The 15,288-nt window shown below is 62.3% G+C and carries 13 protein-coding genes; 11 read left to right on the top strand and 2 right to left on the bottom strand.

The window, feature by feature from the left end:
- Positions 1-178 precede the first annotated feature (178 nt).
- Positions 179-2,281 (bottom strand): bifunctional rhamnulose-1-phosphate aldolase/short-chain dehydrogenase, encoded by a 2,103-nt coding sequence (locus DCO57_RS02925; RefSeq protein WP_116697379.1) that lies wholly within the window; start codon positions 2,279-2,281, stop codon positions 179-181.
- A 226-nt stretch (positions 2,282-2,507) separates the two neighbouring features.
- Between DCO57_RS02925 and DCO57_RS02920 the strand changes: the two genes are divergently transcribed.
- From DCO57_RS02920 to DCO57_RS02870, 11 genes are all read left to right on the top strand, one after another.
- Positions 2,508-3,281, top strand: coding sequence for a DeoR/GlpR family DNA-binding transcription regulator (locus DCO57_RS02920; protein WP_116697378.1), 774 nt, complete (start codon positions 2,508-2,510; stop codon positions 3,279-3,281).
- The gene (locus tag DCO57_RS02915; RefSeq protein WP_116697377.1) at positions 3,278-4,687 is read left to right on the top strand and encodes an FGGY family carbohydrate kinase; all 1,410 of its coding nucleotides are present in this window, start codon (positions 3,278-3,280) and stop codon (positions 4,685-4,687) included. Before DCO57_RS02920 ends, DCO57_RS02915 begins: the two co-directional genes overlap by 4 nt.
- On the top strand, positions 4,684-6,198 hold the full coding sequence (locus DCO57_RS02910; protein WP_116697376.1) for a sugar ABC transporter ATP-binding protein: 1,515 nt from the start codon (positions 4,684-4,686) through the stop codon (positions 6,196-6,198). The genes DCO57_RS02915 and DCO57_RS02910 overlap by 4 nt, the downstream gene beginning before the upstream one ends.
- Complete coding sequence (locus DCO57_RS02905; protein ID WP_116697375.1) at positions 6,195-7,199, top strand: ABC transporter permease; 1,005 nt, start codon at positions 6,195-6,197, stop codon at positions 7,197-7,199. The genes DCO57_RS02910 and DCO57_RS02905 overlap by 4 nt, the downstream gene beginning before the upstream one ends.
- Entirely contained in the window at positions 7,196-8,140 is a 945-nt protein-coding gene (locus DCO57_RS02900) for an ABC transporter permease (protein ID WP_116697374.1), read from the top strand. The genes DCO57_RS02905 and DCO57_RS02900 overlap by 4 nt, the downstream gene beginning before the upstream one ends.
- Before the next feature lie 58 nt (positions 8,141-8,198).
- Complete coding sequence (locus DCO57_RS02895; RefSeq protein ID WP_116697373.1) at positions 8,199-9,305, top strand: substrate-binding domain-containing protein; 1,107 nt, start codon at positions 8,199-8,201, stop codon at positions 9,303-9,305.
- Positions 9,306-9,393: 88 nt separating this feature from the next.
- Positions 9,394-10,470 carry a class II aldolase/adducin family protein gene (locus tag DCO57_RS02890; RefSeq protein ID WP_116697372.1) on the top strand — a complete coding sequence of 359 codons (1,077 nt, stop codon included), beginning with the start codon at positions 9,394-9,396 and terminating at the stop codon, positions 10,468-10,470.
- Positions 10,467-11,732, top strand: a complete 1,266-nt coding sequence (locus DCO57_RS02885; protein WP_116697371.1) for an FGGY-family carbohydrate kinase — start codon at positions 10,467-10,469, stop codon at positions 11,730-11,732. The genes DCO57_RS02890 and DCO57_RS02885 overlap by 4 nt, the downstream gene beginning before the upstream one ends.
- Positions 11,729-12,568 (top strand): TIGR01459 family HAD-type hydrolase, encoded by an 840-nt coding sequence (locus tag DCO57_RS02880; RefSeq protein ID WP_116697370.1) that lies wholly within the window; start codon positions 11,729-11,731, stop codon positions 12,566-12,568. The genes DCO57_RS02885 and DCO57_RS02880 overlap by 4 nt, the downstream gene beginning before the upstream one ends.
- A 17-nt stretch (positions 12,569-12,585) precedes the next feature.
- A complete protein-coding gene (rhaI, locus tag DCO57_RS02875) occupies positions 12,586-13,875 on the top strand; it encodes an L-rhamnose catabolism isomerase (protein ID WP_116697369.1) in 1,290 nt (429 codons plus the stop codon).
- A 128-nt stretch (positions 13,876-14,003) separates the two neighbouring features.
- Positions 14,004-14,693: a class II aldolase/adducin family protein gene (locus DCO57_RS02870; RefSeq protein WP_116697368.1), complete on the top strand. Its 690-nt coding sequence runs from the start codon at positions 14,004-14,006 to the stop codon at positions 14,691-14,693.
- Positions 14,694-14,948: 255 nt separating this feature from the next.
- Here DCO57_RS02870 and DCO57_RS23455 read toward each other — a convergent pair.
- On the bottom strand, positions 14,949-15,288 hold a 340-nt coding region (locus DCO57_RS23455; RefSeq protein WP_165814618.1), incomplete at its 5' end, for a hypothetical protein.

Below are 15,288 nucleotides of genomic sequence, written 5' to 3'. Positions count from 1 at the left end.
GTCGAAATCGTTTGCTCAGCGGATATGGCGGCAGAAACAGGTTCGCTCCGCGGCCGGTCGAATTGCACTCAAGCGATCGCTCTTCGCGAAAACGTGCCGAATGGCGGTATGAGGCCAGGACGACAAGCTGATCTGAAACAGCCTGTCGTCGTCTGGTGAATTGCGATCCGGGGCCGGCTTACCGCGTGAAACTCTGTGCATTGCCGGCATCCACATTGAGGATGTTGCCGGTCGATTTCGCCGAGACGTCGGAAGCCAGGAAACACACGGCTTCCGCGACATCTTCGGGAAGCACGGAGCGTTTCAGCATCGAGCGCTTGCGGTAGTGTTCCTCCAGTTCGTCCGGCTTCATCGAATAGGCGGCGGCGCGCTGCTCGCGCCATTCGCCGGTCCAGATTTTCGAGCCGCGAAGAACGGCGTCCGGATTGACCGTATTGACCCGGATCTGGTGCTCCGCGCCCTCCAGCGCCAGGCAGCGGGCGAGGTGAATTTCCGCAGCCTTGGCGGTGCAATAGGCCGAAGCGTTGGGAGAGGCTGCAAGCCCGTTCTTCGAAGCGATGAAAACGATGTTGCCGCCCATTTTCTGCCGCTTGAAGAAACGGAAACCCTCGCGCGAAACGAGGAAATACCCCTTGGCCAGGATGTCCATGTTGCGGTTCCAGGCGGCCAGATCCGTATCCTCGATGGGGGCCGAGGAGGAAATCCCGGCATTGGAGACGATGATGTCGACGCCTCCATACTCGATTCCCGCCTGCCGATAGGCTTCCGCGACCGCGTCTTCGTCCGTAACGTCGAGCCTGACCGTGCGCACCATGTCGGGACTGAAAGCCTCCGCGAAGTCAGCGCGGGCCGTGTCGAGGGACGGCTCGTCGATATCTGCAAGCACGACACATGCTCCCTCGCGCATCAGGCGCGCGGCGGTCGCCCGGCCTATGCCGCCGCCGCCGCCCGTGATGAGGGCGACGCGTCCGGCCAGCGACTTGGGCTTCGGCATGCGTTGCAGCTTTGCCTCCTCGAGCAGCCAGTATTCGATATCGAAGGCTTCCTGTTCCGGCAGACCCCGATAGGTGGAGACGGCGGAGGCGTCGCGCATCACGTTGATGGCGTTGACATAGAATTCGGCCGCGATCCGGGCCGTTGCCTTGTCGGCGGCGAAGGTAAACATGCCCACGCCCGGCATGAGATAGACCACGGCATTCGGATCGCGCACCGGTGGAGAGTCGGTGTGGCGGCAGCGATCGTAATAGGCCTGATAATCCGCACGATAGGCATCGAGGGCGCCGGGCAGGGCATTGACCGCCGCATCCAGGTCCGGCTGCGCCGGATCGAAGTCGATCATGAGCGGCCGGATCTTCGTACGCAGGAAATGGTCGGGGCAGGAAGTCCCGAGCGGCGCCAGGTCCGGCATGTGTCTGGAATTGACGAAATCCAGCACTGCCGGTGAATCGACGAAGTGGCCCACCTTGTAGTTCCCCTCCCGGGAAATCATTCCGCGGATCTGCGGCATGAGGAGCGAGGCGGCGGAGCGGCGCTCTTCGGCAGAAAGCGCCTCATGCCTGGGGCCGCCGAAGGCGGGCGTTCCGCTGGTCTCTTCCTCCAGCCATGCAATGGCGCGATTGATCGTGTCGATGGTGGTTTCGTAACAGGACTTCGGGCTGTCGCCCCAGGTGAACAGCCCATGGCTTTCCAGAATAACGCCCCTGGCTTCCGGGTTTTCCTCGCAGAATTTTTCCAGCCACAGGCCGAGTTCGAATCCCGGCCGCTTCCAGGGCAGCCAGCCGATGGCGTCACCGAAAATCTTCCGGGTCAGTTCCCGTGAATCTTCGGCTGCCGCGATGGCGATGATCGCGTCGGGATGCATGTGATCGACATAGGGGTAGGGGACGAAGGCGTGCAGAGGCGTGTCGATGGAGGCGGCGCGCGGGTTGAGATTGAAAGTGCAGTGGGGCAGGTAGCCCACCATCTCGTCTTCGTGCTCAATACCGCGGTAGAGCTTCTTCAGGGCCTGAAGCTTGTCCATGTAAAGAGTGGCGAACCCCTCCAGGCGGATCGAGGCGATGTCCCCACCGGATCCCTTCACCCACAGGACTTCGGCCTCCTGACCGGTAAATGGGTCCTTTTCGCTGATTTTCGACGAGGTGTTGCCGCCGCCGTAATTGGTGATGCGCTTGTCCGATCCCAGCAGATTGGAGCGGTAGACCAGGCGCTCGGGCTCGCTCATGCCTGACGCTTCTGCGTCACTCCAGAGATTTTTCAGCAGGTTCGCGCTCGTATTCGCCATGTCAGCAATTCCTCCCATAGGCATGCACCCTCGTAACAGGCGCTAATACTGGTAGGTTGATGATGAATGTCAATCTCCAAAAGATGTAATTTGATCATAATGCGCCGCACAATGCTCTATGTGCATTGCGGTATGACGGAAATTATTCAAATTATGTTGCAATTCCTGTTTTCGTGAGTAACTTAAATCAAATAGGGCTGCTGTTGTGATTTCTGGGAGGAATGTCGTGAGCGACCTGGTTCGTCGAAAGCGTATCATCGAATTGCTGCGCGACCGGCCATTTGCATCGGTTCGCGATCTTCAGAAACGCCTGGGCGTCTCTGCGGCCACCATTCGGCGCGACATCGACAAGATCGACAATATGGGGGCGGCCCGAAAGGTCTATGGCGGTATCTCCGCCCTTGATGGCCCCGCCGGGGCGGCCGCCTATGCCCGTCCCTATGACGAAAACCGCGACCTCGCAGTCGAGTCCAAGAACCGCATTGCCGAACGGGCGGCCCTGATGGTTGCGGACGGCGACTCGGTGATCGTGAATGGCGGCTCAAGCTGCTTTCAGCTGGGCGTGAGGCTCGCTCACCGGAGTATCCGTCTCTATACCAATTCCATGCCCCTGGCCGCCTATCTGGGGGAGAATGGCAAGTGCAGTCTGACCGTGGCCGGCGGAGAGCTGCATCGCGAGCCCCTGGTCATGTTTGCGCCTCATGAGCAGAATGTCTTCTATGCCTCGAAGTATTTCATCGGCGCGCAGGGGATCAGTTCCGAAGGGGTGCTTGAATCCCATCCCCTGATGGTGCGCTCCATTCAGGAGCTGGCGGAAAACGCGGACCAGATCGTGCTGCTCGCCGACAGCCGGAAGTTCTCCATCCATGCAAGAAACGTCGCTCTGCCGCTGTCTCGCATCGGCACGCTGATTACCGACGACGGCATTTCGGACAAATGCGCGAAGCTCGTGGAAGACGCCGGTGTGACGCTGGAAATCGTTGCGGGAGGCGAGGGATGAGCGGAGCTCTTGCGGTATTCGACTTCGGCAAGACCAACACCAAGCTGTTCGTCTTCGCGCAGGACGGTACGCTTCTTGACGAGAGACGCAGCGCCCCGGCGTGGACGGACTTCCGTGGCCGCGCCGTGCTTGATGATGCGGCGCTGCTGGTTTGGCTGAAGGAGCAGCTTGCTTGCGTTGTCAGTCAGCATGACGTGGCAAATGTGATGGTCTCGGCCCATGGCTGCACCTTTGCGCTGACGCGGGGCGGTGAACTGCTGCATCCGATTCTGGATTACGAGCAGGAGGTGCCGGAAACCGTCTCGGCGGAGATTGATCCGAAACTGCCGGCATTTTCGGAAAGCTTTACCCCCTGGCTGCCGCTCGGCTTCTCCATTGCGCGCCATATGTACTGGCTGCAGATGGACGAGCCGGACATCTTCGCGCAAACGGATGCGGTCCTCTGCTTCCCGCAGTACTGGATATGGCGGCTTACCGGCCGCACGCTGGCGGAATGTTCCTACCTGGGCGCGCACAGCCAGCTCTGGGCGCCGCTCGAGAGGGACTACAGTTCGCTTGTGGACCGGCTTGGCTGGCGGGCGCTCTTCCCCGAGATCGTCCCTGCGGGTGCCGTCGTCGGAAAAACGGCGGTGACGCTCAAGGACGGCAGCACCCGGGAGCTGGACGTCCACAACGGTGTGCACGATTCCAATGCCGCGCTCTCCTATTACCGGATGACCGGGCTGGAACACTTTACGCTGGTGTCCACCGGCACCTGGGTCATCATCATCAATCTGGACTGCCCGCTCGACGCCCTCGATGGCGAGCGCGACATGATTGCAAATGTCACCGTGAAGGGCGAGCCGGCACCGTCGCTGCGCTTCATGGGCGGGCGTGAATATGACCGCATCAGCGGTCAGTGGAACAAGCCGATTGCCCAGGCGACGGTCGAGCGCGTGATCGAGCGCGGCGTCTTCGCGCTGCCGTCCTGGGCGGCCGGCGGACCTTTTCCCGAAAACGAAGGCCATGTTCTGGGCGGTGAGGTTGAAGGGGAGGAGCGGGCAGCCGTTGCCGCGCTTTATGTGGTCATGATGACCGACCTGTCGCTCGATCTGATCCGCTCGCAGAATCTTCTTGTCGTCGATGGCGGTCTTGCGCGCATCGACCTCTTCAACGGCATGCTGGCACAGCTGCGCCCGCGCCAGACCGTGGTGCGCTCGGCAATGGCCGAGGGATCCGCCACGGGAGCGGCCGCTTTGGCATTCGATGCCCTGGGGCTGGCCCCCTTCCGCGACGAGACGGTCCCGGTTCGCCCTAGCGCGGTGAAGGGGCTGGAAGCCTATCGGGATCGCTGGCGTGAGCTTGCCGAACAGGCACGTGACGACGCGCGGGCGAACAGGATGATGCCGGGAAAGGGCGAGCGATGAACAGGCCGGAGCCATATGTGAGCATGAAGGGCATGTCCAAGTCCTTCGTAGGCATCAAGGTGCTGAAGGATGTGGACTTTGACGTGCGGCAGGGCGAGGTGCATGCGCTGCTCGGCGAGAATGGTGCCGGCAAGTCGACCCTCATCAAGATGCTGGCAGGTCTTTACAAGCCGGATACCGGGACCATCGTTGTCGATGGCGAAGAGCAGAAATTTGCCTCCACAAGCGACGCCACGTCGGCGGGGATCGCGACCGTCTATCAGGAACTCCTGCTGTTTCCCGAACTGACGGTGGCGGAGAATGTCTTCCTGGGAAACTACCCGCGCAAGGCGGGGGGCTGGATCGACTGGGCGACCGTGCGCGCCCGGACGCGAGACCTGCTCGACCAGCTCGACAGTCACGACCTCGATGTCGACACCAAGGTGCTCAATCTCTCGGTGGCACAGCGTCAGCGGGTGGAAATCGCCAAGGCGCTGAGCAAGAACGCGCGCATTCTCATCATGGATGAGCCGACGGCCTCGCTGGTGGAGTCCGATGTTCAGCGGCTGATGGAAGTGGTGACACAGTTGCGGGACCGGGGCGTTGGCATCGTCTATGTCAGCCACCGCATGCCCGAGATATTCGCTCTCGCCGACCGGGTGACCGTTTTGCGCGACGGCACCCATGTGGGCACCCGCGATATCGGTGATGTGGACGAGCAGCAGCTTGTTTCGATGATGGTCGGGCGCTCCATCGAAAGCCTGTTCCCGAAGGCGGACGCGGAAATCGGGGAAACCGTGCTTGAGGTGCGGAACCTCAATCACGGGCGCCATGTCCGGGACATCTCCTTTTCGCTGCGGCGGGGCGAAATACTCGGTATCGCCGGGCTGGTCGGAAGTGGACGGACGGAGCTTGCCCTGACGCTGTTCGGCATGACGCCCGCCACATCCGGTGAAATTGTCCTCGAAGGAGAGCCCGTGCACATCGCTTCGCCCCGGCAGGCGCGAGATCTCGGCATCGCCTATGTGCCCGAGGACCGCGGGTTGCAGGGGCTCGTGAAGCCGATGGCGATCCGAAAGAACGTCTCCATGGCGATCATCGAGAAGCTGTCGTCCGGCATCTTCATCCGGGCCGATGCGGAAGCGAAAATCACGCGCGATGCCATCGAACGTTTCGGTATCCGCAGCCGCAATATCGATCAGGCGGTGGGCGAACTGTCCGGCGGCAATCAGCAGAAAGTCGTCATAGCCAAGTGGCTGGCGACCAATCCCAAGGTGCTGATCCTGGACGAGCCGACCCGTGGCGTCGATGTCGGTGCCAAGGCCGAGATCCACAGCATCATGGGGGAACTGGTGAAGCAGGGGGTGGCAATCATCATGATATCGAGCGAGCTGCCGGAGGTGCTGGGCATGAGTGACCGGGTTCTGGTCATGAACAGCGGCGAGGTCACCGACGTGATCGACCGCAGCAAGGCGTCGCCCGAACGGGTTGGCGCTGCCATGACGGCACACAGGCTGGAGGAGACGGCATGATGAGCGAAGCGGTTGCACAGCCGGCGCGCAGGCTCCGGCGCCAGAATTTCGCGCAGCGTCTGTTTGCCGAATATGGCCAGGAATTGGTGGTTCTGGCGGCCATCGCCGTCCTCTTTGTCGTGGTGACCCTGGTCAATCCACGCTTCGTCAACCCGAACAATCTGGTGACGATCTTTTCCGGCAATGCCTATATCGCCGTGGCGGCCATCGGCATGGCCATGGTGATCATGACCGGCAATATCGACGTGTCCGTCGGCGCGCTGATCGGGGTGCTGGCGACCATCGCGGGAACGCTGGCGGTTTCCGGGTATCCGATCTGGGTCGCCCTTGTTGCTCCCATGTTCGTCGGCATGGCGATCAACGCGGTCATCGGCGTTCTGGTGGCCTATGCCCGCATCCCTGCCATCGTGGTGACGCTTGGGGCGCTCTCCATCCTGCGGGGCGGCCTGATCAGCGTTACGGGCGGCACCTGGATCACCGACCTTCCCCCCGACTTCCTGATCGCGCAGAAGCGCTTCCTGTCCGTACCCGTGCCGCTCCTCTTCATGATCGTGCTCACGGTTCTGGCCTTCCTGTGGATGCGTTACACGGCGTTCGGCCGGTCGATCTACGCAATCGGCGGCAATCGGGAGGCCGCGGTTGCAACGGGTATTCCCGTGGAGCGCAGGCTGGTCACGGTCTTTGCCATCCACGGGGCCTTTGCCGGTATCGCGGCGATCCTGTTCGCCACCCAGCTTCAGGTCATCCAGTCGACGGTTCCGCCAAATCTCGAACTGACCATCATCACCGCGACCGTCATCGGCGGCGTATCCATTCTCGGAGGGTCGGGCACTGTGATCGGATCGACGCTTGCGACCATCCTCTTCGCCACCATCGGTTCGGCGCTGATATTCGTCAATGTCTCCGCGTACTGGTTGCGCGCAGTCATCGGTCTTCTGATCCTTGCCACGGTGCTGGCGGATATGTGGCGCCGCCATGGGCGCAATGGAGCGGCGGCATGAATTATCGCGCGCTTCTTCGCCACGAGACGTTTCTCGCAGTGCTGCTGGCCATCGTCCTGGTCGTGCTGGCCTGGCAGTCGGACCGTTTCTTCACCGTTGCCAATCTGCTCAACCAGGGGCGCCTGATGACGGAGATCGGGTTGATAGCCATCGCCATGACATTCGTCATCGCCACCGGCGGGATCGACCTTTCCGTCGGCTCCATACTGGGGCTGGTGGCGATCCTGCTCGGCGTCTTCTGGCAGAATGTCGGCCTGCCCCTGCCTCTGGCCATTGTCGCGGCCATCGCGGCGGGCACGCTTGCCGGTCTCTTCAACGGGCTGATCATCACGCGGTTCAAGGTTCCGCCACTGATTGCCACACTGGCAACGCTCGCGCTGTACCGCGGCCTGGCCGAAGGCATCAGCCAGGCGCGCTCGGTGCGCGGCTATCCGGAGTGGTTTTACGTTCTGGGGCAGGGGGAAGTCCTGGGTATTCCCACCCAGCTCTGGATCCTGCTGATCGGCGCGCTCATCGCCTCGATCATCCTGGCCTATACCCGCTGGGGACGGACGGTCTATGCGATCGGCTCCAACGAGGTCGCGAGCCGGTTCTCCGGGCTGCAGGTGGAGAAGACCAAGATCGCGCTCTATATGGCGTCCGGTTTCGCAGCATCGGTGGCCGCGGTCATATTCGTATCCCGCGTTTCCACCACCCGGTCCGACATGGGAACGGGCATCGAACTCGATGCAATCACGGCCGTCGTTCTCGGCGGCACCTCGATCTTCGGTGGCCGCGGGACGGTTCTGGGCACCTTCATCGGATTGTGCCTTATCCAGGCACTCAAGAACGGGCTGTCTCTCGCGGGAGTGAAGGGAGACGGCACGATCATGCTGATCGGCGCGGTTCTGATCCTCGCGATCCTGATCAGCAACGTCTTCGAGAGGAGCGGATCTCGATAATTAGGAGGGTTGTCGGCACCGCCGCTCGCTGGGCCGACGTCAAGTGGAGGAACTTCAAATGGGTAGGACTTTAGTATCTGCGCTCCTGGTCTTGTCGCTGTCGACAAGCCTCTCGCAAGCGCAATCGACATGGACAGGCGGCGACGATCTGCCGACCAGTCCGCTCGCCTGCGACGGCACGCCGGCCGAGGCTGCGGCGCAGCCCTATGACGGCGGCGAGCCGAAGAACGCTCCGGACCGCAAGGGCAAGGAGATCACCGTGGTCGATGTGCCCAAGCTCGTGGGCATCGGTTACTTCAATGCGACCTCGAAAGGCATTGCCGAAGCCGCGGAAGCAATCGGCAACATGGATGCCAAGACAGACGGGCCGAGCCGCGCCAACATCGACGATCAGATCACGCTGATCGACAACTACATCACCTCCGGCGTGGACGGCATCCTGTTTGCCGCAAACGATCCGGTGGCCATCTCGCCGGTGCTGAAGAAGGCCCTCGACCAGGGCATCCTCGTTGTGGGATACGACGCGAATTCCCAGCCCGATGCCCGCCAGTGGTTCGTCAACCAGGCGGAGTTCAACGGCATCGCCAAGACGATGATCGATTCCATGGCCGCGGAAATCGGCGAGGATGGCTCCTTCGCGATCGTCACCTCGACCTTCTCGACGCCGAACCAGGCACGCTGGATCGCCGAGATGGAAGCCTATCAGGCCAAATGCCATCCGAACATGGAATGGCTGGAAACCGTCGAGGCGCAGGAAGACAACATCCTGTCCTTCAATCAGGCCAACACGCTGATCAACAAGTATGGTGACGATCTCGATGGTATTTTCGGCATGACCAGTGTCGCAACGCCGGCGGCTGCCGACGCGGTGACGCAGGCAGGCGAATGCGGCAATGTCGCCGTCGTCGGACTGGCAACACCCAACGCCATGAAGCCCTATGTTGCGGCCGAATGCGTGAAGTCGGTCGTGCTCTGGAATCCGGTCGATCTCGGCTATGCGGCAGCCCATGTCCTGCGTGCCGCGGCTGACGGAGACCTGAAGCCGGGGGACACCTCTGTCGAAGCGGGCCGTCTCGGGGAACTTCAGGTCATCAATGGCTCTGAAATCCTGCTGGGCGCGCCCTTCGTCTTCACCAAGGACAACATCGGCAACTTCGATTTCTAAGACCATGCGGGGAGGGGGCGGTGTCCGTGCTCTCCCCGCACTCCGCTTTCCAGCAACCGCCAGGTCTCAACTGCGCGAAAGGACGGCTATGACAGTTTCGGACAATGGCGCAGGCGAATTGGAAGCGCTCAGAAGGCTCTCCGCCACACTCGGTGACGATCTGGCGCTCATCCAGGGCGCCGGTGGCAACACATCGCTCAAGATCGGCGACACCTTGTGGATCAAGGCCTCCGGTACCTGGCTTGCCCGGGCGCGGGACCGCGACATCATGGTGCCGGTTGAAATGCACCCGCTTCTGGATGCGGTCCATGCGGTGGATCCGGCCGCTGAGAAAGCCGAACAGTTCATCATTGCAGCGCAGGCCCCGCCAGGCCTGCGGCCTTCGATAGAGACGACCGTCCATGCGCTGATGCCCCAGCGCGTTGTGCTGCATGTGCACTGCGTCAACACGATTGCAATCGCGGTTCGCAAGGATGCCGAGGGGCTTCTGGAACCGCGCCTTCGGGGGGTGAACTGGGCGCTGGTTCCCTACGCCCGCCCGGGCCTGCCGCTCGCCCACGCCATCCAGTCGGTCAGTGGCAACAGGCCGGATATCCTGATTCTCGCCAATCACGGGCTGGTGGTTGCGGCGCAGACCGTGGATGCGGCAGCCGTCCTTCTGAATGACGTGGTCGAAAGGCTCGCCTCGCGGCCCCGGACCTTTGCGGAGCCACGGATCGAACGGCTTCAGGCCCTGGCGTCCGACACGGCCAACCTGGCCTACAGGCTGCCCCGAACCCCGGAAGCGCATGGTATCGCGACGGACGAAATCAGCATCGCCCATGCCCGCCAGGGCAGTCTGTATCCTGACCATGTCATCTTTCTGGAGGAGGGCGCTCCCGTCGCCGGGGCCGGCGAGACACCGGCCGAGGTGGCCGCGCGGCTTGGCAAGGCACCGCCATTCATCGTCTTTCCCGGGCTCGGAGTACTGATGCGCGAGGACGTCCCCCTCAACGGCGACCTGATGGTGCAATGTCTGGCCGATGTGGCGGCCCGGATCCCCGCCGGGGCCCCACTGCGGGTCCTGAGTGCGCGCGAGCATCTCGACCTGACGGATTGGGACGCTGAAAAGTACCGCCAGGAGCTGGCGCGCGCGACCTCTTCAGCCGAGGCGCGCGTACCATGAGAGAGGGGCTTGTCATCGGCATCGATCTGGGCACTTCCGGTGTGCGGGCAGTGGCGATGCGCGGCGATCGCGTTGTGGCGGGCGTCGGGTCTTCTGCGTTTTCCGGCAGCGGCTGGCGCACACCGGATGCATGGTGGCATGCGGTCGAAGAGGCGCTCGACAAGCTCCTGGCTGGTATCGATCGCGATGCCGTGTGCGCGGTGGCGGTGGACGGTACGTCGGGAACGATGCTCGCCGTTGACGACCATGGCAGGTCCGTGGCGCCCGCGTTGATGTACAATGATGCCGTCGAGGACGCAGACGTCATTGCCCGGATCGGCGCCGTGGCGCCTGCCGGCAGTGCCGCGCACGGGGCGACATCCGGCCTCGCGAAGGCGCTGATCCTTCAGAAACAGGCGAATGTCGCCAGGTTGCTGCATCAGGCCGACTGGATCGCCGGACGTTTGCTCGGCCGTTTCGACACGTCCGACGAAAACAATGCCTTGAAGACAGGGTACGATCCCATCACCGGAGCCTGGCCGGACTGGCTGGCGACGACCGGCCTCGATTGCGCGCTGCTGCCGCATGTGGAGCGTCCCGGTACGGGCCTGGGCCGGGTCACGGAACAGGTGCGAAAGCGGTTCGGCTTTCCGGACCATGCGCTCGTGGTCGCCGGTACCACCGATGGCTGCGCCTCCTTTCTTGCGACCGGTGCCGACCGTGCGGGCGACGGGGTGACGGTTCTCGGGTCCACACTGACGCTGAAGCTCCTCAGCGACAGGCCGGTCTTCGCCCCGGAATACGGGATCTACAGCCACAGGATCAACGACCTGTGGCTTGCAGGCGGTGCCTCCAATACCGGCGGGGCGGTGCTGGCGCAATTCTTCTCCGGCGAACAGCTCGAAGAGCTCTCCGGCCGCATTGATCCCGCCACGCCGTCGGGGCTGGATTATTATCCGCTGCTCCGGCCGGGAGAACGCTTTCCGGTCCGGGACGAGGCGTGGCCGCCGCGTCTGGCGCCGCGTCCCGATGACGATGCGCTGTTTCTGAAGGGCATGCTTGAAGGCATCGCCGAGATCGAATGCATGGGCTACGCCCGGCTCGGTGCCCTGGGGGCGCCGGTCCTGGGCAGCATCCGCACCGTGGGGGGAGGCGCCGCCAACGACACCTGGACGTCCATCCGCCGGCGCAAGCTCGGGGTTCCCTTTGCCTCCGTGGCGTCGGATCAGGCGGCTGCCGGCACGGCGCGCCTGGCGCTGATCGCGCTTGGGGCGGCGCAATGAGCGGTCCGGTGACCATGGACGGCGTCGGCGCTCTGGCGGACCGTTTCGACGTCTTCCTGGTCGATCAGTTCGGCGTGCTGCATGACGGCGAGCGACCATATCCGGGGGCTGTCGAGGCGCTGGAGCGTCTGACAACGGCGGGCAAGCGCTGCCTGCTGCTTTCCAATTCGGGCAAGCGCGCGGCGCCGAATGAGGCGCGGCTGGAACGGCTCGGCTTCCGGAAGGGGAGCTGGACAGCTTTCCTCTCGTCCGGAGACGTGGCCTGGAAATATCTTCAGGCGGAGTATCGCGACGGCCTGTCCAGAAAATGTCTTCTGATTTCGCGAGATGACGACCGCTCTGCCGTTGAAGGCCTTCCTCTCGCCCTTACGGCCAGCGGAGAGGATGCGGATGTCATCCTGCTCAGCGCCAGTGAGGGAGACCGCTACGGCCTTGATCATTACCGGCAGCTTCTGGCGCCGGCGGCGGAGCGGGCGGTGCCGTGCCTTTGCACCAATCCGGACAAGATCATGCTCACGGCATCGGGGCCACGCTTCGGCGCCGGACGCATTGCCGAACTCTACGAGGAAATGGGAGGACCGGTCACCTGGATCGGCAAGCCCTTCCCGCAAATATATGCCGCTGCGCTTGAATTGCTCCGGCATCCGGATCCCACGCGGGTGATCTGCATCGGAGACAGCGTCGAGCATGACATTGCAGGAGGGCAGGCTGCGGGTCTGAAGACCGCGCTTGTGGCGACCGGGATCATCGGGACCGCTACGCAGGAAGACAGACGTCAGCTGTTCCGGGAGCACGGGGCGACGCCCGACTACCTGCTTCCCGGGTTTCGCTGGTAAGTTGGAGGAGGGATAGGATGGCGGGTCTCATTGACACTGCGACGATCGACGACATGAACGCCCGGGACCGGGCCGCGCTTCAGGACGACTTCGAGGCGCTGGGGGCCCGGCTTGCGCGCAGAAACATCGATATCGGGCGTTTGCTGGACAAGGTAAAGGCCTTTGCCATTGCAATCCCGTCCTGGGGTGTGGGCACGGGGGGAACGCGCTTCGCCCGCTTTCCGGGGCCCGGTGAACCGCGGGACGTGTTCGACAAGCTTCACGACTGCGCGGTAGTACAGCAACTCACCCGTGTGACGCCGTCGGTCTCCCTGCATATCCCCTGGGACAGGGCCGATCCGAAACGGCTGCTTGAAACCGCCGGTGCGCTGGGGCTCGGCTTCGATGCCATGAACTCCAACACCTTTTCCGACGCCGCCGATCAGCGCCATTCCTACAAGTTCGGCTCGCTCAGCCACACGGATGCGGCCGTGCGGCGCCAGGCGGTCGACCATAATCTCGACTGTATCGAGATCGGCAAGGCCATCGGCTCGAAGGCGCTGACGGTCTGGATCGGCGACGGGTCCAATTTCCCGGGGCAGAGCAATTTCGCCCGCGCCTTTTCCCGCTATCTGGACTCCATGGGCGACATCTATGCGGCGATCCCGGAGGACTGGCGCCTGTTCACCGAGCACAAGATGTTCGAGCCCGCCTTCTATTCGACCGTGGTGCAGGACTGGGGCACGAACTACCTCATCGTGCGGGAGTTGGGGCCGAAGGCCTATTGTCTTGTCGATCTCGGCCACCACGCGCCCAATGTGAACATCGAGATGATCGTCTCCCGCCTGATCCAGTTCGGCAAGCTGGGCGGCTTTCACTTCAACGACTCGAAATATGGGGACGACGATCTCGACGCCGGCGCCATCGATCCCTACCGGCTGTTCCTGGTCTTCAACGAACTCGTGGATGCCGAACAGCGCGGCGTCGAGGATTTTCGCCCGGCGCATATGCTTGACCAGAGCCACAATGTCACCGACCCCATCGAAAGCCTGATGCTGTCTGCCATCGAAGTGCAGCGGGCCTATGCCCAGGCGCTGCTGGTGGACCGTCAGGCGCTGGAAGGTTTCCAGGAGGAAAACGACGCGCTCATGGCCTCGCAGACCCTGAAGGCCGCCTATCGTACCGATGTGGAGCCTCTGCTCGCCATGGCGCGTGTACAGGCCGGGGGCGCGGCCGATCCGGTCTCTGCCTATCGCGCATCGCGCTACCGGCAGAAGGTGGCCGCAGAGCGCCCGCAGGCGTCCGCGGGCGGCGGCGGAATCGTGTGAGGAAAACGTCATGCGCGACCCGATCGCCTTTTCGCACCACCAAGGCGGGCCGGTGACCCCGGGACGGGCCAGTTGCAGCCGGTCATTCGGATGAATTCACCAATACAGGGCTCATTGACAGGAACAGGATGAAGAAAATGCAGGAACTGCGTGAAGAGATGGTGAGGATCTGCCGGCGCATGAATGCCAGCGGCATCAATCAGGGAACAGCCGGCAATGTGTCGGTACGCACGCCGACGGGCTTCCTCATCACGCCCTCCAGCATGCCTTACGACGACATGACGGCGGAGGATATCGTGGAGATGGATTTCGACGGCACCTATGCGGGGCGCCGGCCGTCTTCGGAATGGCGCTTTCACCGCGACATCCTGAAAGCGCGGCAGGACGTGAACTCGGTGCTGCACTGCCACTCGGTCTACGCCACGACGCTGGCCTGTCACCACAAGACCATTCCCTCCTTCCACTACATGACCGGCATTGCCGGCGGCACCACGGTCCGCTGCGCCCGCTACGCGACCTTCGGCACCCAGTCCCTGTCGGATGCGGCCCTGGAAGCGCTGACCGGCCGGATGGCCTGCCTGCTCGGTCAGCATGGCCAGATATCGCTGGGCAAGGACATGGCCTCTGCGCTGTGGATGGCCATCGAGATCGAGACGCTGTCGCGGATGTATGTCCAGGCCCTGACCCTCGGCGAGCCGCCCATCCTCTCCGATGAGGAAATGGAACGGGTCATCGCCCAGATGACACGCATGAGCTACGGCATGGGGCCGGAAGAAGAGGGCGAAAACGACATTCCCCGGCAGAGGACGGAGGTGTAGGGGAAGTGGTGTGACCGGCTATCGGTTAAACGGAGCCGGTCGCTGGACTTCGGACCAGGTATCAAGCGGCAGGTGTTTGCGTCATGCGCTGCCAGGATGCTGATGGAGTTGCTTGTCCGTGAAACCGGTTCACTCCATTGCTCGTCTTCAGGTTGGAGCTGATGTTAATCGCAAGTAGACCAAAAACTTGGTGGCAAGTCTGCTCAGGCGTCTCTCCCCGATTGGAGAAACCGCTAGATTGTTTTCACTCAGATTTTACTGAGGATTTTTGTTTAGGTTCTCGATGAGGTCAGGGTTCTCAGTTATATATTGTTCTATCCATTCGTTTTTTTCGCCGGGTACAAACAGAGATTCGTTATTACCTTGTTCTAATTTTAAGGCCTCTGGTAAAATCGGATTGTTTGAATTTTCTCGCGCATACGTCACCCACTCGTCGATGGCGTCAACTTTGTTCGCGACGTTGTCTATCTTTGAATTGTACATCGTTAGCGCAGTGTTTGCTTTTGAGATCTGATTTGAAATTTCAGAAAGGTTTGCTTGCAAAGATGCGGTCTTGGTCTCAAAATTTTTAATGTTGGCTACTGTCGTATCTATA

It is taken from the genome of Labrenzia sp. 011 (assembly GCF_003075075.1).
In the GTDB taxonomy this organism is placed as follows: domain Bacteria; phylum Pseudomonadota; class Alphaproteobacteria; order Rhizobiales; family Stappiaceae; genus Roseibium.
This window is presented reverse-complemented; position numbering and strand designations above follow the sequence as displayed.

What these genes read in the sequence shown, in the direction of transcription:
- DCO57_RS02870 (WP_116697368.1), top strand. Translation starts at nt 14,004, where the DNA reads ATGAAGAAAATGCAGGAACTGCGTGAAGAGATGGTGAGGATCTGCCGG.
- DCO57_RS02910 (WP_116697376.1), top strand. Translation starts at nt 4,684, where the DNA reads ATGAACAGGCCGGAGCCATATGTGAGCATGAAGGGCATGTCCAAGTCC.
- DCO57_RS02905 (WP_116697375.1), top strand. Translation starts at nt 6,195, where the DNA reads ATGATGAGCGAAGCGGTTGCACAGCCGGCGCGCAGGCTCCGGCGCCAG.
- DCO57_RS02890 (WP_116697372.1), top strand. Translation starts at nt 9,394, where the DNA reads ATGACAGTTTCGGACAATGGCGCAGGCGAATTGGAAGCGCTCAGAAGG.
- DCO57_RS02895 (WP_116697373.1), top strand. Translation starts at nt 8,199, where the DNA reads ATGGGTAGGACTTTAGTATCTGCGCTCCTGGTCTTGTCGCTGTCGACA.
- rhaI (WP_116697369.1), top strand. Translation starts at nt 12,586, where the DNA reads ATGGCGGGTCTCATTGACACTGCGACGATCGACGACATGAACGCCCGG.
- DCO57_RS02925 (WP_116697379.1), bottom strand. Translation starts at nt 2,281, where the DNA reads ATGGCGAATACGAGCGCGAACCTGCTGAAAAATCTCTGGAGTGACGCA.
- DCO57_RS02900 (WP_116697374.1), top strand. Translation starts at nt 7,196, where the DNA reads ATGAATTATCGCGCGCTTCTTCGCCACGAGACGTTTCTCGCAGTGCTG.
- DCO57_RS02885 (WP_116697371.1), top strand. Translation starts at nt 10,467, where the DNA reads ATGAGAGAGGGGCTTGTCATCGGCATCGATCTGGGCACTTCCGGTGTG.
- DCO57_RS02880 (WP_116697370.1), top strand. Translation starts at nt 11,729, where the DNA reads ATGAGCGGTCCGGTGACCATGGACGGCGTCGGCGCTCTGGCGGACCGT.
- DCO57_RS02915 (WP_116697377.1), top strand. Translation starts at nt 3,278, where the DNA reads ATGAGCGGAGCTCTTGCGGTATTCGACTTCGGCAAGACCAACACCAAG.